This window comes from Streptomyces sp. NPDC058663 (assembly GCF_042716745.1).
Classification (GTDB): domain Bacteria; phylum Actinomycetota; class Actinomycetes; order Streptomycetales; family Streptomycetaceae; genus Streptomyces.
Genome location: NZ_JBHXRV010000004.1, coordinates 42,078 through 65,314, shown reverse-complemented (window position 1 = coordinate 65,314; position 23,237 = coordinate 42,078). Strand labels below are relative to the sequence as shown.

General features: G+C 71.8%; 19 protein-coding genes. 11 read left to right on the top strand and 8 right to left on the bottom strand.

The features are described 5' to 3' along the window. Positions 1-208 precede the first annotated feature (208 nt). On the bottom strand, positions 209-3,244 hold the full coding sequence (gene uvrA / locus ACFWVV_RS04135) for an excinuclease ABC subunit UvrA (protein ID WP_384349541.1): 3,036 nt from the start codon (positions 3,242-3,244) through the stop codon (positions 209-211). Positions 3,245-3,500: 256 nt separating this feature from the next. On the opposite strand from uvrA, the gene ACFWVV_RS04130 reads away from it, so the two are divergent. Both ACFWVV_RS04130 and ACFWVV_RS04125 read left to right on the top strand, forming a co-directional pair. Continuing rightward, a complete protein-coding gene (locus ACFWVV_RS04130) occupies positions 3,501-4,187 on the top strand; it encodes a maleylpyruvate isomerase family mycothiol-dependent enzyme (RefSeq protein WP_384349538.1) in 687 nt (228 codons plus the stop codon). A gap of 22 nt (positions 4,188-4,209) precedes the next feature. After that, entirely contained in the window at positions 4,210-4,866 is a 657-nt protein-coding gene (locus ACFWVV_RS04125; protein WP_384349535.1) for an MBL fold metallo-hydrolase, read from the top strand. Positions 4,867-4,960: 94 nt separating this feature from the next. Here the strand turns inward: ACFWVV_RS04125 and ACFWVV_RS04120 are convergent, their stop codons facing one another. The 4 genes from ACFWVV_RS04120 to uvrB all read right to left on the bottom strand — a co-directional run bounded on the left by ACFWVV_RS04120 (position 4,961) and on the right by uvrB (position 11,356). Then, a complete protein-coding gene (locus ACFWVV_RS04120) occupies positions 4,961-5,938 on the bottom strand; it encodes a TerC family protein (RefSeq protein ID WP_384349832.1) in 978 nt (325 codons plus the stop codon). A gap of 282 nt (positions 5,939-6,220) precedes the next feature. Next, complete coding sequence (locus ACFWVV_RS04115; RefSeq protein WP_384349532.1) at positions 6,221-8,323, bottom strand: TerD family protein; 2,103 nt, start codon at positions 8,321-8,323, stop codon at positions 6,221-6,223. Positions 8,324-8,478: 155 nt separating this feature from the next. Next, positions 8,479-9,057: a TerD family protein gene (locus ACFWVV_RS04110; RefSeq protein ID WP_384349529.1), complete on the bottom strand. Its 579-nt coding sequence runs from the start codon at positions 9,055-9,057 to the stop codon at positions 8,479-8,481. A gap of 166 nt (positions 9,058-9,223) precedes the next feature. Continuing rightward, positions 9,224-11,356 carry an excinuclease ABC subunit UvrB gene (gene uvrB / locus ACFWVV_RS04105; RefSeq protein ID WP_384349526.1) on the bottom strand — a complete coding sequence of 711 codons (2,133 nt, stop codon included), beginning with the start codon at positions 11,354-11,356 and terminating at the stop codon, positions 9,224-9,226. A 361-nt stretch (positions 11,357-11,717) separates the two neighbouring features. Between uvrB and ACFWVV_RS04100 the strand changes: the two genes are divergently transcribed. The 4 genes from ACFWVV_RS04100 (at position 11,718) to ACFWVV_RS04085 (ending at position 15,131) form a co-directional block, all read left to right on the top strand. Further along, positions 11,718-12,617, top strand: coding sequence for a glycerophosphodiester phosphodiesterase (locus ACFWVV_RS04100; RefSeq protein ID WP_384349830.1), 900 nt, complete (start codon positions 11,718-11,720; stop codon positions 12,615-12,617). 181 nt (positions 12,618-12,798) lie between these two features. Next, the gene (locus tag ACFWVV_RS04095) at positions 12,799-13,365 is read left to right on the top strand and encodes a methylated-DNA--[protein]-cysteine S-methyltransferase (protein WP_384349523.1); all 567 of its coding nucleotides are present in this window, start codon (positions 12,799-12,801) and stop codon (positions 13,363-13,365) included. 180 nt (positions 13,366-13,545) lie between these two features. After that, positions 13,546-13,719, top strand: coding sequence for a hypothetical protein (locus ACFWVV_RS04090; protein ID WP_384349520.1), 174 nt, complete (start codon positions 13,546-13,548; stop codon positions 13,717-13,719). A 113-nt stretch (positions 13,720-13,832) separates the two neighbouring features. Next, on the top strand, positions 13,833-15,131 hold the full coding sequence (locus ACFWVV_RS04085) for an MFS transporter (RefSeq protein ID WP_384349827.1): 1,299 nt from the start codon (positions 13,833-13,835) through the stop codon (positions 15,129-15,131). 47 nt (positions 15,132-15,178) lie between these two features. Here the strand turns inward: ACFWVV_RS04085 and ACFWVV_RS04080 are convergent, their stop codons facing one another. After that, positions 15,179-15,562 carry a cupin domain-containing protein gene (locus ACFWVV_RS04080; protein WP_384349517.1) on the bottom strand — a complete coding sequence of 128 codons (384 nt, stop codon included), beginning with the start codon at positions 15,560-15,562 and terminating at the stop codon, positions 15,179-15,181. A gap of 158 nt (positions 15,563-15,720) precedes the next feature. On the opposite strand from ACFWVV_RS04080, the gene ACFWVV_RS04075 reads away from it, so the two are divergent. Continuing rightward, complete coding sequence (locus tag ACFWVV_RS04075) at positions 15,721-16,005, top strand: GlsB/YeaQ/YmgE family stress response membrane protein (RefSeq protein ID WP_384349515.1); 285 nt, start codon at positions 15,721-15,723, stop codon at positions 16,003-16,005. Positions 16,006-16,201: 196 nt separating this feature from the next. Here ACFWVV_RS04075 and ACFWVV_RS04070 read toward each other — a convergent pair whose 3' ends face one another. Beyond that, positions 16,202-16,852 (bottom strand): uridine kinase, encoded by a 651-nt coding sequence (locus ACFWVV_RS04070; protein ID WP_384349512.1) that lies wholly within the window; start codon positions 16,850-16,852, stop codon positions 16,202-16,204. Positions 16,853-16,982: 130 nt separating this feature from the next. Here ACFWVV_RS04070 and ACFWVV_RS04065 point away from each other — a divergent pair, with 130 nt between their 5' ends. From ACFWVV_RS04065 to ACFWVV_RS04050, 4 genes are all read left to right on the top strand, one after another. After that, on the top strand, positions 16,983-17,750 hold the full coding sequence (locus ACFWVV_RS04065; protein WP_384349509.1) for an SDR family NAD(P)-dependent oxidoreductase: 768 nt from the start codon (positions 16,983-16,985) through the stop codon (positions 17,748-17,750). Positions 17,751-17,826: 76 nt separating this feature from the next. After that, entirely contained in the window at positions 17,827-18,189 is a 363-nt protein-coding gene (locus ACFWVV_RS04060; protein ID WP_384349506.1) for a MerR family transcriptional regulator, read from the top strand. 62 nt (positions 18,190-18,251) lie between these two features. Next, positions 18,252-18,989: a DUF2293 domain-containing protein gene (locus ACFWVV_RS04055; RefSeq protein ID WP_384349503.1), complete on the top strand. Its 738-nt coding sequence runs from the start codon at positions 18,252-18,254 to the stop codon at positions 18,987-18,989. Between the two features lie 131 nt (positions 18,990-19,120). Continuing rightward, a complete protein-coding gene (locus ACFWVV_RS04050; protein ID WP_384349500.1) occupies positions 19,121-20,998 on the top strand; it encodes a CDP-glycerol glycerophosphotransferase family protein in 1,878 nt (625 codons plus the stop codon). On the opposite strand, the gene ACFWVV_RS04045 is transcribed toward ACFWVV_RS04050, so the two are convergent. Then, complete coding sequence (locus tag ACFWVV_RS04045) at positions 20,978-23,128, bottom strand: hypothetical protein (RefSeq protein ID WP_384349498.1); 2,151 nt, start codon at positions 23,126-23,128, stop codon at positions 20,978-20,980. The genes ACFWVV_RS04050 and ACFWVV_RS04045 overlap by 21 nt on opposite strands. Positions 23,129-23,237 lie beyond the last annotated feature (109 nt).

The following is a 23,237-nucleotide window of genomic DNA, read 5'->3' as shown; positions in this document are numbered from 1 at the left end:
GCGGAACCTTGGCGGCGGAGCCGGGGTCGGGCGGGGCAGGTGCACGGCTCCGCCGGGGGCCGCCCCCTTGCCCGCCCGTCCCGCCCCCGGGGGGCGGCCCCGCCGCCCGAGGAGTCGGGGCAATCAGGGCGGCCCCGCCGCCCGAGGGGCAAGGGTGCGGCCCCGCCGCCCGAGGGGGCGGTGGGGCCGGGTGGAGGAGGGGGCTTCGTCAGCGGGTAGTTTTTTTGGCGGGGGCCTTCTTGGCCACCTTCTTGGCCGGCGCCGCCGACTTCACCGAGGCGGACTTGGCGGACGTGGCGGCCGCCACCTTCTTCACCGGCGCCGTCTTCTTGGCAACCGCCGCCTTCCGCGCAGGAGCCTTCCGCACCGCCGGTGTCGCATCGCTGATCCGGCTCGGGTCCAGGATGTCCCGCAGGAACTTGCCGGTGTGGCTGGCGGCCACCCCCGCGACCTCCTCCGGGGTGCCCTCGGCGACCACCAGGCCGCCGCCCTTGCCGCCCTCGGGGCCCATGTCGACGACCCAGTCGGCCGTCTTGATCACATCGAGGTTGTGCTCGATGACGATCACCGAGTTCCCCTTCTCGACCAGGCCCTCCAGGATCTTGATGAGCTTGCTGATGTCCTCGAAGTGCAGGCCGGTGGTCGGCTCGTCGAGGATGTAGACGCTCCGCCCGGAGGACCGCTTCTGGAGTTCGGCCGCCAGCTTGACGCGCTGCGCCTCACCGCCGGAGAGGGTGGTCGCGGCCTGGCCGAGGCGTACGTATCCGAGGCCGACCTCGTTGAGGGTCTGGAGGTAGCGGGCGATCGAGGTGACCGGTTCGAAGAAGGCGAGTGCCTCCTCGATCGGCATGTTGAGCACCTCGGCGATGTTCTTGCCCTTGTAGTGCACTTCGAGGGTCTCGCGGTTGTACCGCGCGCCGTGGCACACCTCGCACGGGACGTAGACGTCCGGCAGGAAGTTCATCTCGATCTTGATGGTGCCGTCACCGGAGCAGTTCTCGCAGCGGCCGCCCTTGACGTTGAAGGAGAAACGGCCCTGCTGGTAGCCCCGTACCTTCGCCTCCGTGGTCTCCGCGAACAGCTTGCGGATCTTGTCGAAGACGCCGGTGTAGGTCGCCGGGTTGGACCGCGGAGTGCGGCCGATCGGTGACTGGTCGACGTGCACGACCTTGTCGAGGAGGTCGTCGCCCGCCACGCGCGTGTGCCGGCCGGGAACGCTGCGCGCCCCGTTCAGCTCGCGGGCCAGGTGCGTGTAGAGGATGTCGTTGACCAGCGTCGACTTGCCGGATCCGGATACCCCGGTGACGGCGGTGAGGACCCCCAGCGGGAAGGACACGTCGATGTCCCGCAGGTTGTTCTCGCGGGCGCCGTGCACGACGAGGCGGCGCGCCGGGTCGATGGGGCGGCGTACGTCCGGGGTCGGGATGGCCCGCTTGCCGGAGAGGTACTGGCCGGTGATCGACTCCTTGTTGGCGAGCAGCCCCTTCATTGAGCCGCTGTGCACCACCTTGCCGCCGTGCTCACCGGCGCCGGGGCCGATGTCGACGATCCAGTCGGCCACCTTCATGGTGTCCTCGTCGTGCTCGACGACGATCAGGGTGTTGCCCATGTCGCGCAGCCGTACCAGCGTCTCGATGAGGCGGTGGTTGTCGCGCTGGTGCAGTCCGATGGACGGCTCGTCCAGGACGTAGAGCACGCCGACCAGGCCGGAGCCGATCTGGGTGGCGAGGCGGATGCGCTGTGCCTCGCCGCCGGAGAGGGAGCCCGCCGGGCGGTTCAGCGAGAGGTAGTCGAGGCCGACGTCGACGAGGAAGCGCAGCCGCTCGTTGACCTCCTTGAGCACCCGCTCGGCGATCTTCTTGTCGCGGGCGTTGAGGGTGAGCTTGAGGAGGAACTCGGCGCACTCGCTGATCGACATCGCGGAGACCTCAGCGATGGACTTCTCCATCACGGTGACCGCGAGGACGAGCGGCTTGAGGCGGGTGCCTTCGCAGGTCGGGCAGGGCACCTCGCGCATGTACCCCTCGAAGCGCTCGCGACTGGAGTCGCTGTCGGACTCCGCGTGCCGCCGCTTCACGAACGGGAGCGCCCCCTCGAAGGAGGTGGTGTAGGCGCGCTCGCGCCCGTACCGGTTGCGGTAGCGGACCTCGATCTGCGTCTTGTGGCCGTTCAGCAGGGCCTTCCTGGCGCGCAGCGGGAGTCCCGCCCAGGGCATCTGCGTACTGAAGCCCAGTTCGCTCGCCAGGGCGTTGATCAGGCGGGCGAAGTAGTCCTTGGTGTGGCCGTGCGACCACGGGTGGATGGCGCCCTCGTCGAGGGACTTCTCCGGGTCGGGGACGATCAGCTCCGCGTCGACCTCCATCCTCGTGCCGATGCCGGAGCAGTCGGGGCAGGCGCCGAAGGGAGAGTTGAAGGAGAACGAGCGCGGTTCCAGCTCCTCGAACGACAGGTCGTCGTACGGGCAGTAGAGGTGCTCGGAGTACATCCGCTCGCGGTCGGGGTCGTCCGCTTCGAGGTCCACGAAGTCGAGAATGACCATGCCGCCGGCGAGGCCGAGGGCGGTCTCCACCGAGTCGGTCAGCCGGCGCTTGGCGCTGTCCTTGACGGTGAGACGGTCGACGACCACCTCGATGGTGTGCTTCTCCTGCTTCTTGAGCGTGGGCGGCTCGCTGAGCTGGATGGTCTCGCCGTCGACCCTGGCCCGGCTGAACCCCTTGGTCTGGAGTTCGGCGAACAGGTCGACGAACTCGCCCTTGCGCTCGCGGACCAGCGGCGAGAGCACCTGGAAGCGGCTGCCCTCGGGCAGCTCCAGGACCTTGTCGACGATGGCCTGCGGGGACTGCCGGGAGATCGGCCGGCGGCACTCCGGACAGTGCGGCTTGCCGATCCTGGCGAAGAGCAGCCGGAGGTAGTCGTAGACCTCGGTGATCGTGCCGACCGTCGAGCGCGGGTTGCGCGAGGTCGACTTCTGGTCGATGGAGACCGCCGGCGAGAGGCCCTCGATGAAGTCGACGTCCGGCTTGTCCATCTGGCCGAGGAACTGCCGGGCGTAGGAGGACAGCGACTCGACGTAGCGGCGCTGCCCCTCGGCGAAGATCGTGTCGAACGCGAGGGACGACTTGCCCGAGCCGGAGAGCCCCGTGAACACGATGAGGGAGTCGCGGGGAAGGTCGAGCGAGACATTCTTGAGGTTGTGCTCGCGAGCGCCACGAACGATGAGACGGTCGGCCACGCCGGTCCGCACCTTTCTTGAGAGAAGCAGGGTGCCGGGAAGCAGGCTGCTGGGGTGGGGGTGCCATGTGCTGGTGGAGAGCGTGCTGGGTGAAGAGCACGGTGGTGTACTGGGTGCCGGATCCTGGGGCACCGTTCCGTTCAACGGTTGCCCGGGGTTCGGATGTTCCCTTCGAGCGTATAGCACGTACATTCGATTAGGCGCCACACGTCTCCCTCTTCACCCGAACGAGTGGCTGAGCCTTGCGCTGCGGCCTATCGTCTGCGTCATGAACGATCATGTGCACGATCTGGCCCTGCTGAGCGACGCCACGAACCGCCTGCTCGACGCCGCGGCCGGGCTCGACGACGACGCGGTCTCCGCCCCCTCCCGGCTGCCCGGCTGGACCCGCGGCCATGTGCTGGCCCACCTGGCCCGCAATGCCGACGCCCTGCTGAACGTCCTGGCCGGCCGCCCCATGTACGCGAGCGCGGAGGCCAGGGACGCCGACATCGCCCGCGACGCCCCGCGCCCCCTCGCCGTACAGCTGGCGGACGTACGGGCGACCGCGGATGCCTTCGCCAGGGAGACCGGGGAGCCGGCGGACTGGTCGCGGACCGTGGAGCTGCGCAACGGCGTCGTGGACGCGGCGTCCCGGGTGCCGTTCCGGCGGCTGATCGAAGTCGAGCTGCACCACGTGGACCTCGGAATCGGGTACGAGCTGGAGGACCTGTCCGAGGAGTTCACACAGCGCGAGACCGAGTTCCTCACCGAACGCTTCGGACGCCACCCGGACCTGCCGTCGATCGGCCTGAAGGACTCGGCGGGCCGGGTTTGGACGACGGGTGGCGGCCTGGCGGACACCCTCGGCGTCGAGGGGACGGCGGCGGACCTCCTCGGGTGGCTCGCCGGCCGCCGCGACGGCGGTGCGCTGAAGGTCACCGGCGGGAATCTCCCCGTACTGCCGCCGCTGTAACGGCCGCTATAGGCTGCGCGGTATGACGTACAGCGGAGTGGTGAAGGTCGGCGGGCCCGCGGATGTGCACGAGCTCAGGGACCTGATGATCTCGAAGGCCGCGGTCGGGCCGATGGAGAACAACGCGTATCTGCTGCGCTGCCGGGACACCGGTGAGCAGTTGCTGATCGACGCGGCGGCCGAGCCGCACATCCTGCTGGCGCTGATCGGTGACGACTCGATCGCGTCCGTCGTCACCACCCATCGGCACGGCGACCACTGGCAGGCGCTCGCGGAGGTCGTCGCGGCCACCGGGGCCCGCACGTACGCGGGGAAGTACGACGCCGAGGGCATCCCCGTCCCCAGCGACGTGCTCCTGGAGGACGGCGACACCGTACGGGTGGGACGGGTGGAGCTGACCGCACGGCACGTGGCCGGGCACACCCCGGGAAGCATCGTGCTCGTCTACGACGACCCGCACGGCCACCCGCACGTCTTCACCGGCGACTGCCTCTTCCCCGGCGGAGTCGGCAACACCGGGGGTGACGCGCAGGCGTTCGCCACCCTGCTCCGCGACGTCGAGGAGAAGCTCTTCGACCGGCTGCCCGACGAGTCCTGGGTCTACCCCGGGCACGGCGGCGACACCACGCTCGGCGACGAGCGGCCGAAGCTGGCCGAATGGCGCGAGCGCGGCTGGTAGTCGCGGCACGGCGGCGAGCGGACGGTGGACCGTACAGAAACGGAAGAGGTGGACGGCGCGGAGCCGTCCACCTCTTCCGCCGTTCAGCTACGGGTCAGGAGTCGACGGACGTCCTGTCCGACTTCCCGGCCTCGGCCGCCTCGGCCGCCTCGCGCTTCTTGTTGGCGATCAGGCTGGTGATCGTCGTGATGAGGAGCACGCCGCCGATGACGGACAGCGAGAAGGCGATGGAGATCTCGGGGACGTGCACCCCGTTCTCGTGCAGGGCGTGCAGCACCAGCTTGACGCCGATGAAGCCGAGGATGACCGACAGGCCGTAGCTCAGGTGGACCAGCTTCTTGAGCAGGCCGCCGATCAGGAAGTACAGCTGGCGCAGACCCATCAGCGCGAAGGCGTTCGCGGTGAAGACGATGTACGGGTCCTGGGTGAGGCCGAAGATCGCGGGGATCGAGTCCAGCGCGAACAGCACGTCGGTGGTGCCGATGGCCAGCATGACGACCATCAGCGGCGTCATGACGCGCTTGCCGTGCTTCTGGACGAAGAGCTTGGTGCCGCTGTACTTGTCGTCGACGCCGAAGCGCTTCTCGGCGGCCTTGAGGAGACGGTTCTCCTCCCACTCCTCGTCCTCCGCGCCGGCTCGCGCTTCCTTGATCAGCTTCCACGCGGTGTAGATCAGGAACGCGCCGAAGATGTAGAAGACCCAGGAGAAGTTGGCGATGACCGTGGCCCCGGCCGCGATGAAGATCGTGCGCAGGACCAGAGCTATCAGCACACCGATCAGCAGCACCCGCTGCTGGAGGTGGGTGGGCACCGAGAACTTCGCCATGATCAGGACGAAGACGAAGAGGTTGTCGACGCTCAGCGACTTCTCGGTGACGAAACCCGCGAAGAACTCGGCGGACGCCTGGCTCGTACCGAAGAACAGCAGGCCGATACCGAAGAGGACGGCCAGGGTGATCCAGACGACCGTCCAGATCCCCGCTTCCTTGATCGAAACGTCGTGGGGCTTGCGCCCGATGAAGAAGTCCGCACCGATCAGGGCGGCGAGCCCCAGAACGGTGAAGACCCACATGCTCGTTGAAACGTCCACTGCGCCTCCGGCAGATAGCTACGGCAACTCAATCAGCGTCGTCGCTGCCGGAGGTCTCTTCCACCCGAGCCGCTCTGTGGCGTGCGCCGGGCCGATGCCCCGGGACCGATGGCGGTCCGTATTGACGGGAACATCGCAGGCCGGGAGTACTCCCCTCCGCTCCGCCGAGACTACAGGAAGTACCAAGAGGAGGTAAAGGGCTAGCTAAAGGCTTTGATAAATGTGCAGGTCAGGAGCCTTTGCCTACCTTTGGGAAACTCTGGGTCACCGTCCGAGATCCCGGCGGGCAGCAGCCACCTGGCTGAGCACGTTCCACAGGACCTGGCTTCCGGGCGGCGCGAGCAGCGGCTCGTACGTCCAGGCGTGTCCGACCCACGGGTCGGCGAGGTGCGCGTCGGGCACCGGTGTGATGCGCAGCAGCGAACGCCACAGCGGATCGAGCACCGGGCCGTAGGCACTGGCGTCCTCCCGGTCGGCCACCATCATCAGATGCACGCCGACGGCCGGGCCCTCGTCCGCGAGATAGCGCAGCTGGGTGACGGCGCGGTCGTCGAAGCCGTGCGGGAAGTCGTGGACGATCAGGAGCTGCTCGGCGGTGTCCACGTGCGGCGGCAGCGCGTCGGACGCCCCCGCCCTGACCGCCATCTGCACCAGGTCCACCCGCTCGGTCAGCTTCGCCAGGACGCTCTGCACGCCCTGGGCGCCGGCCGCCGGCGGCCCGGTCAGCACACCTGACTTGACCAGCGGGGCGAGGGCGGCGTGCGCGGCGCCCGCCGGGTCGATGACGTGCACCGTGAACTCGCCGGCCGGGTAAGCCCCGAGGAGGCGGGCGGCGTGTGCGACGGCGGTGTCCATGGCCTGGCGGCGCAGCTGGTCGGTCTCCATCATCATCGCGGCCTCGGAACCGGTCCGTCCGCTGTCGATCCACAGACCTCGTTCCAGCGGCAGCCTGACCAGCAGCGGAATGTGCAGCTCCGGGCGCTCCGGGAGGTGCAGGTCGCCGATCCGCAGCGCCATCGGGATCTCCATCGGGACCCGGTAGGCGTGCCAGGCCGGGTTGTCCCAGCGGGCGAAGGAGGGCGGCAGGGCGGGCTCCACCACCTCGGACTCGGCAATCAGCTGGGCGAGGTCCCGGTCCAGGACGGCACGGGCCTGCTCGACGAGCCGGTCACGCTTGGCACGGGCGTTCTCCCCGGCCAGGTCGCCGGCGCCGCCGATGCGGCTGCGCGGGTCGGAGAGGGCCTTGTCGAGCTCCTGCTCCAGCCGGGACTCGGCGAAGTCGACTGCGCTGCGGTAGGCGGCGGCGGTGCGGGCCAGGTCCTCGAACATGCCCCAGACCTGGTTGTAGAGGCGCTCCTCCAGGGACCACCCGGAGGCGTCGCCCGCGACGGGGCGCGGCGGCTGCCCCGGCTCGTGCGGGGCGGGCTCCGGGCGGGTGGGCGGCGCGGGCGGGGCCGGAGGGGCCGCGGGTGCGGGCGCCGCCTTGCGTCGGGGGTGGGTGTAGTTGACGGGGCCCTGGCTTGGGCGGGGGGAGGCGGCGGTGGTGTCGTTGCTGGTGGGGCTGGTGGCGGGGCTGCCGGTGTGGTCGCCGGTGCGGCTCACGGTGCTGGCGGCGCCTGTAGGGCCACCGTGGGCACTGCCGGCACTGCCGGCACTGCCGGCACTGCCGCCGGTGTTGCCGGGTACGGCGTCACGGCGGGCGGCGTCCTGGCGGGCCGCTTCCTGGCGGGCCGCTTCCTGGCGGGCGGCGGTCGCCGGGTGGCGGGTGCGGTCGCCCTCCGCGGTACGGGGCGGGGACGGCGCCACCGAACGGGCCAGGCCCCGGCCGACGGCCTCCTGGATGGTGGCGGCCAGCTCGTGCGCCTGGCCGAGCCCCTGGTCGGCGAGCATCTCGGCGAGTCCGCCCGCGTACCCCTGGCCGACGGCCCGCACCTTCCAGGCGTCGCCGCGCCGGTAGATCTCCAGCGCGACGACGGCGGACTCGGCGTCCAGTCCGGTGAGCGTGAAGGTGACGACCTCGTCGCCCTCGGGGGTGGTCACCGCGACGAAGGGAGCGGCGACCGCGCCGAAGCGGGCGGGGGCGCCGGTCGCGGCCGGCAGGGCGAGCAGCACGTGCACCCGGTGCACCGCCTCGGGCAGTGCGCCCAGGTCGACGGCGAGCCGGTGGTCGGCCGCGGCCTGCCGGGACACTTCGAGGCCGGGCAGCTGGGGGGTGCCCGGGTGGGCCACCCATTCGACGCCCCGTACGGTGCCCCGTTCGTCGCCGAGGGTGGCTCCGGCGACGACCGGCTGGCCGGCCGAGACCCGGATCTCCCAACGGGCCTGGGGCAAGGGGTGGTTCTGCCCCCGGACCAGCTCGGCCGTCATCGTCTCTCCCCCGGTCGGTCGCAGCTCCCGGCGGCCTGGTGCCTCCGGGAGCTGCGGTGGTGCGGTGCTGCGGTGCCGTGCGTACTGCGGTGACTTCGGGCCCGCGTGTGCCTCCGGGCCTTTGGTGGCCGGTGCCTGCGGGGCGTGCCCGGCGCCTACAGGTGCGGCAGGATCGAAGGCATCAGGTCCTGGAAGGTGCGCCCGTTGGCCGGGTTGCCGAGCGCCGTCATCTGCCAGCCCGCGCCCGCGCGGTGCACCTTGGCCATGATCTGGGCGGTGTACTGGCCGCCGCCGTCGAGCGTGAAGCGGGCCATCTCCTGCCCGTTGGTCTCGTCGACGATGCGGCAGAACGCGTTCTGCACTTCCTGGAAGGTCTGACCGGTGAAGGAGTTCACCGTGAAGACGATCTGGTCGATGTGCACCGGGACGCGCTGGAGGTCGACGAGGATCGACTCGTCGTCGCCGCCCTGGCCCGCGCCGCCGACCAGGTTGTCACCGGTGTGCTTGACGGAACCGTCGTCGCTGACCAGGTGGCGGAAGAAGACCACGTCCACCGGCTGCTTGTCCGCGAACAGCACCGCCGATGCGTCGAGGTCGACCTCGCGGGTGCGCGAGCCGAACAGACCACGGCGCGGCGCCGCCTGCCAGCCGAGCCCCATCCGCACCGCGGTCAGGGTTCCCCCATCGCTCTTCTGCAGGCTGATGGCCTGGCCCTTGGTCATGTTGACCGTCACGCGCTACCCCTCTCCACATGCCCCACCACCGCCCGTATGTGCGGATGAGCAGCACCCTACGCAAATCCCGGCAGGCGGTCGCAACCCCGGTGCGTTTTGTGTCGGTCCTGCAACACTCCGCGACGCTTCCCCGCCGTCACGCGCACCGGGGCCCGTCCCCCACCTGTTACGCCTGTCCCGCCTCCCTCATCTGCCGCAGCTCCTTCTTGAGCTCCCCGACCTCGTCGCGCAGCCGGGCCGCCACCTCGAACTGGAGCTCGGCGGCGGCCGCCCGCATCCGGGCGGTCATCTCCTCGATCTGCTCGGCCAGTTGGGCCGCCGGGCGGTCGGTGAGGACCTCGGTGCCCTTCGCCTTCCCCTTGGCCGCCTTCGTGGCCTTGCCGCCGAGAGCGGGGACGGGGGCCTTGGCGTCCTTGCCGGTTTTCGGCTTCCGGTAATCGGTGCCCAGCAGCTGCTCGGTGTCGACCTCCTCGCGGGCGATCGTCGCGACGATGTCGTTGATCTTCTTGCGGAGCGGCTGCGGGTCGATGCCGCGCTCCTTGTTGTACGCGACCTGCTTCTCGCGGCGGCGGTTGGTCTCGTCGATGGCCTTGGCCATGGCGGGGGTCACCGTGTCGGCGTACATGTGCACCTGGCCGGAGACGTTGCGCGCCGCGCGGCCGATGGTCTGGATGAGCGAGGTGCCGGAGCGCAGGAAGCCCTGCTTGTCGGCGTCGAGGATCGCGACCAGGGACACTTCCGGCAGGTCGAGGCCCTCGCGGAGCAGGTTGATGCCGACCAGGACGTCGTACTCGCCGGCGCGCAGCTCGCGCAGCAGCTCGATGCGGCGCAGGGTGTCGACGTCGCTGTGCAGGTACCGCACCTGGATGCCCAGTTCGAGGAAGTACTCGGTGAGGTCCTCGGACATCTTCTTGGTGAGGGTGGTGACCAGCACGCGCTCGTCGCGCTCGGTGCGCAGCCGGATCTCGTGCACCAGGTCGTCGATCTGCCCCTCGGTCGGCTTGACGACGACCTCCGGGTCGACGAGTCCTGTGGGACGGATGATCTGCTCGACGAAGCCGTCGCCGCGGGAGAGTTCGTAGGTCCCCGGGGTGGCGGACAGATAGACGGTCTGGCCGATCCGCTGCTGGAACTCCTCCCACTTCAGCGGGCGGTTGTCCATCGCGGACGGCAGCCGGAAGCCGTGGTCGACGAGGGTGCGCTTGCGGGAGGCGTCGCCCTCGTACATCGCGCCGATCTGCGGGACGGTGACGTGCGACTCGTCGAGGACGAGGAGGAAGTCCTCGGGGAAGTAGTCGAGGAGGGTGTGCGGGGCGGTGCCCGGCTCGCGGCCGTCGAAGTGCATCGAGTAGTTCTCGATGCCGGAGCAGCTGCCGATCTGCCGGAGCATCTCCAGGTCGTACGTGGTGCGCATGCGCAGCCGCTGGGCCTCCAGCATCTTGCCCTGCTTCTCCAGCTCGGCGAGGCGGCCCTCCAGCTCCTTCTCGATGCCGTTGACCGCCTTCTCCATGCGCTCGGGGCCCGCGACGTAGTGGCTGGCGGGGAAGACGTACAGGCTGCTCTCCTCGCTGATGACCTCACCGGTGAGCGGGTGCAGCGTGGACAGCGCCTCGATCTCGTCGCCGAACATCTCGATGCGGACGGCCAGTTCCTCGTACACCGGGAAGATCTCGATGGTGTCGCCGCGCACCCGGAAGGTGCCGCGCTGGAACGCCATGTCGTTGCGGTTGTACTGGATGTCGACGAAGCGGCGCAGCAGGGCGTCCCGGTCGATCTCCTCGCCCACCTTGAGCGTGACCATGCGGTCCACGTACTCCTGGGGCGTACCGAGGCCGTAGATGCAGGACACGGAGGCGACCACGACCACGTCGCGGCGGGTGAGCAGCGAGTTGGTCGCGGAGTGGCGCAGCCGCTCGACCTCCTCGTTGATCGAGGAGTCCTTCTCGATGTAGGTGTCCGACTGGGGGACGTACGCCTCGGGCTGGTAGTAGTCGTAGTACGAGACGAAGTACTCGACCGCGTTGTTCGGCAGGAGCTCGCGGAACTCGTTCGCCAGCTGGGCGGCGAGGGTCTTGTTCGGGGCCATGACGAGCGTGGGGCGCTGGAGCTTCTCGATCATCCAGGCGGTCGTCGCGGACTTGCCGGTGCCGGTGGCACCCAGCAGGACGACGTCCTTCTCCCCCGCGCGAATGCGCTTCTCCAGCTCGGCGATGGCCGCCGGCTGGTCACCGCTGGGCTGGTAGGGACTGACGACCTCGAAGGGCGCCACCGTACGTTCGATCTTGGAAACGGGCCGCATGGAACCACCGTACGACCCACCACTGACACTCACCGGGTGACCGGCCCTCCGCCGGGGGGCGGCGACGGCGGACGACGGCCGGGCGGGGGCGCGGGCGGGAGGGGGCGTGCAGGTCAGGCACGGGCCCGACGGCGGGGTCCACCCTCCGTGTCCAGGTGGTCACGGGGTACGATCCGTGCCCCGTGACACGTCGCCCACCACAAGGTGCACCGCAGGGTTCACCGCGAGGCCATTCCTCGCGTGCTGCCCGTTGGTTCCCGGCTGTCACGCTCCGGTCGTCCCTGTCCTCCCGTTTCCTCGCGCCAGGAGATCAACAGTGCCCGTACGCACTCTGCCCCGAGCTGCCGCCGCCTCCCTCACCCTGCTGCTGGGCGGGGCCGCCGCCCTGGCCCTGCCGGCGACCGCTGGAGCGGCCCCCGCTCCGGTTGCCGGACCTGCCGGGTCGCCCGCGGACGCGGCGGCGCGGGCCGCCGTGGCGGCCGCGGGGCCGACCGTGATCGCGCACCGAGGTGCCTCTGCCCAGGCCCCGGAGAACACCCTCGCCGCGGTGGACCGGGCGGCCCGGATGGGTGTCGCCTGGGTGGAGAACGACGTGCAGCGCACCAAGGACGGCGAGCTGGTGATCGTCCACGACGACTCCCTGGCCCGGACGACGGACGTGGAGCAGGTCTTCCCCGGGCGCTCTCCGTGGAAGGTCAAGGACTTCACCGCGGCGGAGATCAGCACGCTGGACGCGGGCAGCTGGTTCGGCCCGGCGTTCGCGGGCGCGCGCGTGCCGACGCTGAAGCAGTACCTGGACCGGGTCGACGAGAACCGGCAGAAGCTCCTGATGGAGGTCAAGAACCCGGCCCTCTACCCGGGCATCGAGCAGGACATCGTCGGGGTGCTGCGCAACGAGGGCTGGCTGGACGCCGCCCATGTGCAGGGCAGGCTGGTCGTGCAGAGCTTCGGCGCGGACACACTGCGGTCCGTGCACTCGCTGGCCCCGGCCGTCACCACCGGCTTCCTCGGCACCCCCGCGGTCGCCGACCTGCCCAAGTACGCGGCGTTCACCGACCAGATCAATCCGCAGCACGGCACGATCAACGCGTCCTACGTGGCGTCGGTGCACCGCCTGAGGGGTGCACACGGCAAGCGTCTGAAGGTGAACACCTGGACGGTGGACGACGCGGTGAACGCCAAGAAGGTGCGGGGCTTCGGGGTCGACGGCATCATCACCAACCGGCCCGACGTGGTGCGGACGGCCGTGCGCACCTGGTAGGGCCTGTCTCGCTCCCGCACGGGTGCCCCGCCCACGGGAAAGGGGCGGCCCGTGCAGGGAAGGCGCCCGAGCGCGGAAGGGGGCGCCGCGCGCGGAGAGAGGCGCCGCCGCAGTTGCTCGCACGGCCCCCTCGCACCGCTGCGGCAGCGGCATTGTCAGTGGTGGGTCGTAGCGTGGGGGCGTGGACAACAACGTGGTGCGGAGCAGCCGTGTCGAGTGGGCCGTCGTCGACAGTGACCTCGGCCCGCTCCTGCTGGCCGCCACCGAGGCGGGCCTGGTGAGCGTGGTCTTCCACGCGGACGCCCGGGTCCGCGAGAAGGCCGTCGGGCAGTTGGCCGCCCGCCTCGGAGCCGAGCCCGTCGAGATACCGGACCCGCTGGCCGAGCCCGGGCTGCTGACCGCGCCCGTCCGGCAGTTCGCCGACTACTTCGCGGGCCGGCTCCGGGAGTTCTCGCTCCCCCTGGACTGGTCGCTGACCTCCGGTTTCAACCGCCAGGTGCTGCGCGAGCTGAGCGACTCCGTACCGTACGGAAGCGTCGTCGGGTACGGCGACCTGGCCAGGCGCGTCGGCCAGCCGGGGGCCGCCCAGGCGGTCGGCGCGGCCATGGGGTCCAATCCGCTGCCGGTCGTCGTGGCGTGCCACCGCGTGGTGGAGAGCGACGGCGGACTCGGCGGTTTCGGCGGCGGCCTGGAGACCAAGCGGGTGCTGCTGGCGCTGGAAGGGGTGCTGCCTCAGCCGCTTTTCTGACCGGTGCCCCGCCGCCGGGCGGACGCCAAGCGCATGGTCCGCGCGGTCGGGAGCCCGCCGCCGGGTGGACGCCGAGCGCAATGTCCACGCGGTCAGGAGACGGCCGCCGGGCGGACGGTGAGCCCGCGGCCTGCGGTAAACCCCGTGTCGGCGTCCCAGCTGTGCTGGCACACTGCGGCCGTGACGACTCCTTCCGACACCCCTCCGACGCCCGGCGCGCCCCCTTCCGGCGCCGCCGCCTCCCACGACCCCGACGCCGCTCCGGCCCCGCTGCCGCTCGGTGGCGCGGGGAAAGTTCCCGACGACACAGGGCCGCTGAGCGCGGCCGACGGCGGAAAGGCGTACGCGAAGTGAGCACCACGGACCCCCACGACAGCGACGGCCGGGGCGGCGCGGACCACCTCGCCCACGACGGGCGGAGGGGTGCGGACCGCCCCGCCCGGCCGACCGCGCCCGAGGACGCCGCCGTGCCGGCCCCCGACGCCGCCGCCCTCGCGACGGACCTCGCGGACGTCCCCGTCACCGCCGAGGCGCTGCCCGCCCTCCAGCGGCGTACCACCGCCGTGCTCGTCGTGAGCCAGATCCTCGGCGGGCTCGGAGTACCGATCGGCATCGCGCTGGCGCCCGTTCTGGCCACCGAGATCAGTGGCACCGAGGCCGTCTCCGGACTGGCGCCGACCGCTTCCGTGGTGGGCACGGCGCTGCTCTCGGTTCCGCTCGCCTCGCTGATGACCTCGCGCGGACGGCGGCCAGGACTGGTCCTGGCGTACCTGATCGGCGCGCTGGGAGCGGGGCTCGTGGTGGTCGCGGCCCTCATGGACAATTTCCCGCTGCTGCTCATCGGCATGGCCGGGTTCGGCGCCGCGTCCTCCGCCAACCTCCAGGCCCGCTTCGCCGCGGCCGACCTGGCGGCGCCCGACCGCCGCGCCCGCGCCATCTCGACGGTGGTCTGGGCGACCACCATCGGTGCGGTGCTCGGACCCAACATCGCGGCCCCGGCGGGGCGTGCCTTCGACGGCACCTCGATACCCCTGACGGCGGCCCCGTTCCTTTGGGCCGCCGTCATCTTCCTGGTCACGGGCGTCATCGTCGCGGTGCTGCTGCGCCCCGACCCGCTGCTCACGGCGCGGGCCCTGGCGCCCCGCGAGGAGCAGTCGGCCGCGGGGCGTTCACTGCGGGCGGGCATCGCCGCGGTGAAGGCCTCTCCGCGCGCCAGGCTGGCCCTGGTCACAGTGGCCGTCACGCACACCGCCATGGTGTCGATCATGACCATGACCCCCGTCCACCTGGGCCACCACGGTGCCGGGCTGGAACTGGTCGGGCTGGTCATCAGCGGCCACATCGCGGGGATGTACGCGTTCTCGCCGGTGATGGGCTGGCTGGCGGACCGGCTGGGCCGGCTGTCGGTGATCGGACTGGCGGCGGGGCTGCTGTCCTTCGCCGCCCTGCTGGCGGGCACGGCAGGCGGCAGCCACGGGCAGACCGCCGCCGGACTGTTCGTCCTCGGTCTCGGCTGGTCGGCCGGGCTGGTCTCGGGTTCCGCACTGCTCACGGACTCGGTGCCGCAGCCCGCCCGCGCCGCCGTGCAGGGGCTGTCCGACCTGACGATGAACTCGGCGGCCGGTGTCGGCGGTGCCGCCGCCGGGCTGATCGTCGCCCAGGCGGGCTACGGCTGGCTCAACGCGGCCGGCGCCCTCCTGCTGGTGCCGATGGCCGCGCTGGCCCTGTTCACCGCGCGTACCGCACCGGCGGAGAAAACCGGCTGAGCCGGCCAGGACGGAAGACCTGCTGGGCCGACGGGACCGCCGGGGCTTCAGAGGCTGATGTGGTACGCCTTGCGCAGCGTCTCGTGCACGGTCCAGGTGGTCCGGTCGCCCTCGCGCAGCACACAGGCGTCGCCGGGTCCGATCTCCAGGGTCGCGCCGCCCTCCACCTCGACGGTGGCGCGACCGCTGACCACCACGAACAGCTCATTGGCCTCGGTGTCGGTCACCACGCCGGGCGTGATCTGCCAGATACCGCGCAGCTGCTTGCCGTCCAGGGACTCCCACAGCACCTTGCCGGTGACCTCCGGGGAGCCGGAGACGATCTGCCCCGGGTCGAGCGGCTCGGCCACCAGCTCGGCGTCCGGAATGTGCACGGCGAAGGAGGCGGGACCAACGTCGGAAGCGGCCGCAACCTGATCAATTGTCGTCATGGCCGGTCACCTTAGCGATACCACCACACAACTCTCCGGCCAGGCCTCGAAACAAGGCGGCGGAAACCGGCGTGGGAAAGGGCGCGTGCCCCGGCGTACGAGGGGCACAGGTAACGGCACAAGCCCCTACAGGGAGCTACAGCCAGGGAGTTGCTGCCATGGAGATTTCCGGCATCATCAGCGCGATCGTGATCGGCATCATCATCGGCGTCCTCGGCCGACTCGTGGTCCCGGGGCGCCAGAAGATCGGCGTCCTGTGGACCATCGTCGTGGGCATCCTCGCGGCCCTGGCGGGTGCGGCGATCGCCAAGGCGTTCGGTGTGAAGGACACCAACGGGATCGACTGGATCGAGTGGCTCATCCAGATCGCCCTCGCGGCGATCGGCGTCGTGGCCCTGGCCAGCATCAAATCCGGCAGCCGCAGCGGCCGCAGCCGCCGTTAGCCGGACGGCGGGGGGCCGGTCCAAGGTGTACGTCGCCGGGGCCGGCCCGGTCGGCCTCGCGCCGTCACTGCTGCCCCTCTGCTGGGCAGCAGCCATCGTTTGCGCCTGCGGGAGCAGACCGGGGCGGGCGGCGCACCGGGCCTCTCCGGCCTGTACGTCACAGGTGAACCCGGCACCGGTTCCGGGCAGCGGGGCCTCACTCCCCGCCGCCCGGCAAGCCGGTCCACGCCGGGTGCCGCGCGTCGTCGGCCCGTACGACGATGTCAGCGACATCCGAGGGCGCGACTTCGGCCTCGTACCGGGCGAAGGCGGGCAGCATCCACCGCTGGTCCTCGTCGGTACGGCGGGCCAGCGCCCCGGACGACAGCCTGACGTGCACCGTAAGGTCGAACGGGAACCACCGCCCGAGCAGCAGCGGACCGTGCACCAGCAGTACGCCGCCGGGCGGGAGCCGGACGTACGGGCTGCGGGTGGCGCGGTCGGTCGCCGGGTCCCAGAGGTCGGGCAGCACCCGTCCCGTGCCCCCTGCCTCCAGCGGTCCGAAGACCTCGCGCCACAGGGCCCCCGTGTCGAACCAGCCGTCGAAGTAGGTGTCCGGGTCCTGCTTCCCGTACTCGAACCGCAGGGAGGCGGGCCGTAGGAAGCCCTCGGTCCCGACCTCGTGGACGACGCGCCCACGCGCCCTCAACGCTTCGGCGATCAGCGCGGCCGGCTCCTCGGTGCGGGCGGCGGGCGCTCCGTCCACACCGACTTTCAGCCAGGGACTGCCGTCGGCCGGAGCGAGCGTGTCGAGGTGGCGGGCCAGGCGGCCGGCGAGGCGTCCCCAGGTGATCGGTAGCAGCTGCACCCGGCCATCATCGCCGGTACGCAGCCGTGCGACCTCCCCTGTGTGCCCCGGCGCGGCCCTGTCTCCGATGCCCCTTCCCGGGGCTCCCGCTTGACCTTGTCACTGGCGGCAGGGTCGGAGCATCAGCCGCATGAACACCACATCGGACACCCCTGTGGAGGGCCGCGTCGTCCTCGTGACCGGAGCGGGCACCGGCATCGGCCGGGCCACCGCCCTCGCCTTCGCCGCCGAAGGGGCGCGGGTGATCGCCGTGGGGCGCAGGCCGGGGCCCCTGGCGGCGACGGCTGCCGAGCACCCCTCGTACCTCACCCCGTTCGCCGCCGACGTCACCGAGGACGGCGCCGCCGAGGCCCTCGCACGCCAGGTGACCGACATGTACGGACGGCTGGACGTACTGGTCAACAACGCCGGCATCGTCGGTGAGGGAGCTCTCGGCACCTACACCAGGACCGGCATCGAGGCGCAACTCGCGACGAACCTCCTCGCCCCGGTGCTCCTCACGCAGGCCCTGCTGCCCGCCCTCGAAGAGCACAGCGGCGTGGTGGTGAACGTCACCACGTCCGTCGGTCTGCGCGCCTGGCCCGGCAACGGGGTCTACGCCGCGTCGAAGGCCGCGCTGGAACTCCTCACCCGCAGCTGGGCGGTGGAGCTCGCACCGCGCGGCGTCCGCGTGGTGGCGGTCGCCCCCGGCGCGATCGACACCCCGATCGGCGAGCACCGGGGGCTGACACCGAAGGAGCTGGCTGCCGTCCGGGGCTGGCAGGTCGCACACACTCCGCTGGGCCGGATCGGGCGCCCGGAGGAGGTCGCCTGGGCGATCACCCGGCTCGCCTCGCCTCAGGCGTCGTTCGTGACGGGCGTCGTGCTGCCGGTGGACGGGGGCGCGGTGGTCGCGTGAGGACGTGCGCCGACCGTACGCCCGTACGTGATACGAATTTCCCGGCACCGCAAGTGAATGGGGTACGGGGGCGGAAGTGCGCATCGGGGAACTCGCACGGGCGACGGGATGCACCCCGCGCGCGCTGCGCCATTACGAGCAGGTGGGCCTGCTCACCTCCCACCGGTCGGCGAACGGCTACCGGGAGTTCGACGCCGACGCGGCCGTGGTCCGCGTACGCAACATCCGCCAGCTCCTCGAAGTGGGACTGACCCTGGATGACGTAAGGGCGTTCGGTCCATGTCTGGACGGGGACGTCATGGGCGCTTCGCCCTCGCCGGGGGCGCTCGGCATCGCCAGGGAGCGGCTGGCCGTCCTGGACGCACGGATCGCGGCACAGACGGCTGCACGGGAAAGGCTGGCGCGGGCACTGGAGCTGGCGGCGGCGACGGTTCACTGACCCCGCCCCGCAACCCGCGTTTCCCGCGATTACCGCTCCGCGGACAGCGGTACGACCTTGGCATGACCTCTCTGCCGGCGGAAGCCAGGGACGACGACACGGACTCCACGGCTTCACCCGGCCCGGCGCAGACCTCCTGCCCCGAGGGGAACCTCGTCGTCATCGAGCCGCTGAGACGCCGTCGCTGCGCGGAGTGCCGGCGGGGTCCGTTGCCCCTGCACATCCTGGAGTTCAACGCGCCGCGCTGCCTGGACTGCGCCGACCTGGGCCACCTCGTCCTGCTCCCCCGCGGGAACACCGCCCTCACCCGCCGGGCCCGGGAGGGCAGTTCGCTGTGGGCGGTGGTCGTCCGCTTCCACAAGCGCCGCAAACGGTACGAGCGCCAGGGCCTGTTGGTCGAGGAGGCGGCCCTGGCCCGCGCCGAGTCCGCGTGCCTGGCCGACGCCGACGCACGGGAGCGGCGCCGGGTCAGGGACGCAGCCCGCCGGGCCGCCGACGACACCCTCTTCACCGCCGCTTTCGCCGCCGCCATCGGCACCTTCTTCCCCGGCTGTCCGCAGGAGCGCGCCCATACCGTCGCCGCCCACACCTCGGTGCGCGGCAGCGGCCGGGTCGGCCGCAGCGCCGCGGGGCGCGCTCTGGACCGGGGCGCCGTCACGGCGGCGGTACGCGCATCGGTCCGGCACGAGGACACCCCGTACGACAGCCTGCTCATGGCGGGCGTCCCCCGGCAGGAGGCGCGGGCACGGGTGGCGGAGACGATCGAGGCGGTGCTGGAGGGGTGGCGCGAGGGGTGCTAACTGCCCCGGGAGGGAAGCCCGCGGCGGTTTCCCGGGCGCCGGTGCCTGTCGTACGGTGTCGGGGCCGGGGACGGCGCAGACGATCAAACGCCGAGGGGTTGTGGGACGGGGTGAAACCAGCTAACCCGACCATGACCGCGAACCGCGAACCGCGAACCGCGAACCGCGAACCGCGAACCGCGAACCGCGAACCGCGAACCGCGAAGGACGCGCGGTCCGGGTTCGCTGCGGATTCCGCCCCCGAGCCCGGCACCGCCTTCTCCCCCTTCCCCCGTCTCCGCGTACCCGTCGGCCCCGACGCCGGCCGCTGGCGCACCCTTCCCGGTCGCCGCACCTTGGTCGCCGTCGCCCGTACCGTCACGTCCACGGTCCGCGTGCTCGATGTCCTGCGCCCCGTCCTGCGTGACGACGACCGGGTGGACCTCCTCTTCGCGTACGACGCCACCTCCGCGTTCAGCGCCGGCGTGCGGGAACTCCTCGACTCGCTGGGCATACGTACGCTGCCCTGGGAGCAGTTCCGCGCCCTGTCCCCCGCGCCGGACCTGATCGTCACCGCCACCGAGAACGCCGGTCTGGTGGACCCGAGCGGCGCCTGCACCACCCCGGTGCTGGCCCTGCTCCACGGGGTCGGCTTCCACAAGCAGGTCCCCGACGCCCGCGGCCCGGGTGAACGGCTCGCCGGAATGGTCCCCGAAGCTCTCCTGCCCCGCACCCTGCTGGCCCTCTCCCATCCCGGCCAGGCGGACCAGCTGCGGGAGTTCTGCCCGGCGACGGCGGGCCGTACCGTGCTGGTCGGCGACCCCTGCCACGACATGCTCGTCGCCGGCCAGGACCTCCGCGACCGCTACCGTCGCGCCCTCGGCATCCGCGACGGCCGGCGCCTGGTCGTCATCAGCTCCACCTGGCGCGACCGCTCCGTACTGGGCCAGGACACCACGCTGCCCGCCCGCCTCCTGGCGCAGCTCCCCCTGGACGAGTACGCGGTGGCCCTCGTCACCCACCCCAACATCCCTGCCGCCCACGGCTCCTACCAGCTGGACACGGTGCTCGCCTCCGCGCTCGACGCGGGCCTGCTGCGGATACCGGCAGAACAGGGCTGGCAGGCGGTGCTCTGCGCTGCGGACGTGGTCGTCGGCGACCACGGTTCGGTGACGTTCTACGGTGCGGCCCTGGGGACTCCGCTGCTGCTGGGGGCGTTCGCCGACGACGAGGTGGTGGCCGGGACGCCCATGGCCGAACTGGGCCGGATCGCCCCGCGGCTCGACCCCGCGGCCCCGCTCCTGCCCCAGATCGAGCGGGCTGTCGCCGAGCACGACCCCGCGCTCTTCCGCAAGGTGGGCGCGAGCGCCCTGATCGCGCCGGGGCGTGCGCTGCAACGGCTGCGCGCCCTGGTGTACGACGCGCTGATGCTGCCCGCGCCGCAGCGCCGGATCCCGCTGCTCGCTCCGGCGGACCCGGTGCCGTACCCCTGGCCCGCCCAGACCGCCGTGCACCTCACCACCCATGCCGACCTGGCCGCAGGCCGGGTGACGGTACGGCGCCATCCGGCAGCCGTGGCCGACTTCGCCCCTCTCAGCAACGCCAGCAACGGCAACAACGGCAACAACGGCGAACCCTGCGTCAGCGCCGGCGCACGGGACACCGGCTTCGGCGACCGCATCGACACGTGGGGCGCCGATTTCTCCTCTCTGCACTGCGACGACGAGGAGCTGGACCTCGGACTGCGGCAGCGTGCGGCCTCCCTGTCGTCCAGGGATCCGGCGCGCGCACTGGCCCGGCATCCACGTGCCCGGCTGGCGGTCGGCCCGGTGGCCGACGGCCGCTGCCGGATCCTGCTCGACGACGGCCGCGCCCTGGATGCCTCCCTCTCCGGCAGGCCGGCCGACCCGGCGCTGCTCTGTGCCGTCGTGCACGCACTGCTGGATGCCGGGGCCCCGCTGGCCGGGCGTTTCGTACTGGCGGTGGGGCCCCGCGAGGAGGAGGTCGTCCTACGCGCCGCCGCCGTCTGACGTGTCGCGCACGTCCCCCCGCTCCAGCCTCCGTCGCAGTTCTCCGGCCCGGGGGCTGCCGCCGGCCGCGTAGATCTCCAGCGCCCGGGTCAGCTCGCGCCCGCAGGACCGAGGGTCCCCCCGGAGCGCGTGCAGCTCGGCCAGCGCTTCGCGCGCCTGGGCCTCGTAGTGGTTCGCCCCGATGTTCCGCAGTGCGTCGGCGGCCCGCTCCAGGTCAGCTGCTCCCTCTCGCGTCTCCCCCAGGTGCCCTCGTACCACGCCCAGGGCGGCCAGTGCCCGCGCGCCCATCCGGTCGTCCTTCAGTACGTCGAACCGGTCGAGGGCGTCCTGAAGCGTGGCCCGCGCCTCCCGGTACTGCTTCGCGGCGCTCTGCGCGCAGCCGAGGAAGTAGAGGCCGATGGGCAGTCCGCGCGGGTCCTCGGCGAGCGCCTGCTCGTAGAGCGCCACCGCTTCCCGGTGGACGCCGACCGCCCGCGCCGGCTCGTACGCGTCGAAGTAACGCCCGTAGAACTCCCTGACCGAGGCCCGCAGCAGTACGTTGCCGTCCTCGTCCGCCCGTACGACCGCCTGCTCCAGCTCCTGCCGGGCCCGCTCGCGCTCACCGAGGTCGAGCAGGGGCCGGGACAGCAGGGTGCGCATCCGCGCCTCGGCGCGCGCGTCACCCCCGGCGGCCGCCGCGCGGACTCCGACCTCGCCGGACACCAGCCAGTCCGCCAGATACCTGCGGGTCAGGAAGAGTGCGGTGAGCGCCTCGGCCAACTCCTGTGCCGTTCCGTGCAGTTGATGCACGTGGGCGGCCTTCGCCACTTCGATCAGTTCGGCACGTCTGCTGTCCAGCCAGTCGAGTGCCGCCGCCTTGTCCGCGAAGGGTCCGGGGGCGTCGCCCAGCCGCTCCACGTGCGCGCCTGCCCGCAGCCGTCTGCCCGTGATCGTCCGGTCGGCGTGCGCGGCGAGTTCCAGCAGGTGGTCCGCCACCCGTGCGACCACCGGTCCCTCGTCCGCCATGTCCGCCTGTGCGCGGGCGTGCAGGCGGACCAGGTCGTGGAATCCGTACCGGCCGTCGGAGTACTCGACGAGGAGCCCGGCCCGGCGGAGGACGACCAGCAGGTCCGCGGCCCGAGTGCGGTCCGTGCCGGCCACGGCGGCGGCGAGCGGGGCGTCCCAGCGCGGTGCGGGGCAGAGGCTGAGCAGCCGGTAGAGGCGGGCGGCCTCGGCGGGAAGCCCCGCGGAGGCCAGCTCGAACGAGGTCGCCACCACGCGGTCCCCTTCCAGGGAGAGGACGTACAGCCGGTTGGCTTCGTCGTCGAGCTCGTCGGCCAGCCCGGCCAGGGAGCGCTGCGGCCGCTCGGCCAGCAGTGCCCCCGCGACCTGGAGCGCGACCGGCATCCCCGCGCACGCGGCGACGATGCGGGCGGCCGCGTGCGGCTCGTCCGTGACCCGTTCCGGGTGGGGCTCGCAGTGCCACTTGAGCACGCGCAGGCCCTCCTCGGCGGAGAGCGGTTCCAGGAACTTCAGCCGGGCACCCCTGGTGCGGAGCCTGCCCAGCGGGCCGTGGCTGGTGGCCAGGACGAGGCTGCCCGGGGCGCCCGGGGTGAAGGAGGCGACCTGTGCGTCGTGCGTGACGTTCTCCAGCACCACGAGCACGGCCCCGCGCTCGGCCGTACGGCTGCGGAACCTCGCCTCCAGCTCGCGCAGACCCGCGGGCAGGTAGACGTCGTCGACCCCCGTCGCCCGCAGGCAGGCCCGCAGCGCCTCCCCGACATCGCCGCCGGCCTGCCGCCCCCGCAGCTCGGCGAAGTCGACATAGAGGTCACCTCCGGGGAAGCGGGCGCGCACCCCTTCCGCCCACCGGCTGATCAGCTGGCTCTTCCCCATGCCGGTGAGCGCGTGCACACAGCCCAGCCCCACGCCGCCACTGCTCGCTTCGAGCCATTCGTCGAGCACCCGGAGGAGGTCGTCCCTGCCGACGAACGGCCGGGTGTGCAGCGGGATCTGACGCGGGCACTCCGCTTCGGGCCGTGCCGCTGCCGGATGCAGATGGAAGTCCCCCTGGACCGTTCCGATCTGTGCGACATCCCCGTTCACCACTCCCGAGATGTCGTTACGCACCCTGCTCGTCTCCCCGCCCATGCGCGCACCCTCCCCCGTCGACAGCCCTCCCGCACAAGCTACTTGACGGGGCGTGAGGAGCGTGGCCGGGAGCCGGGGGCGGGGGTCGTGCGGGCGGGGCCGGCTCCTG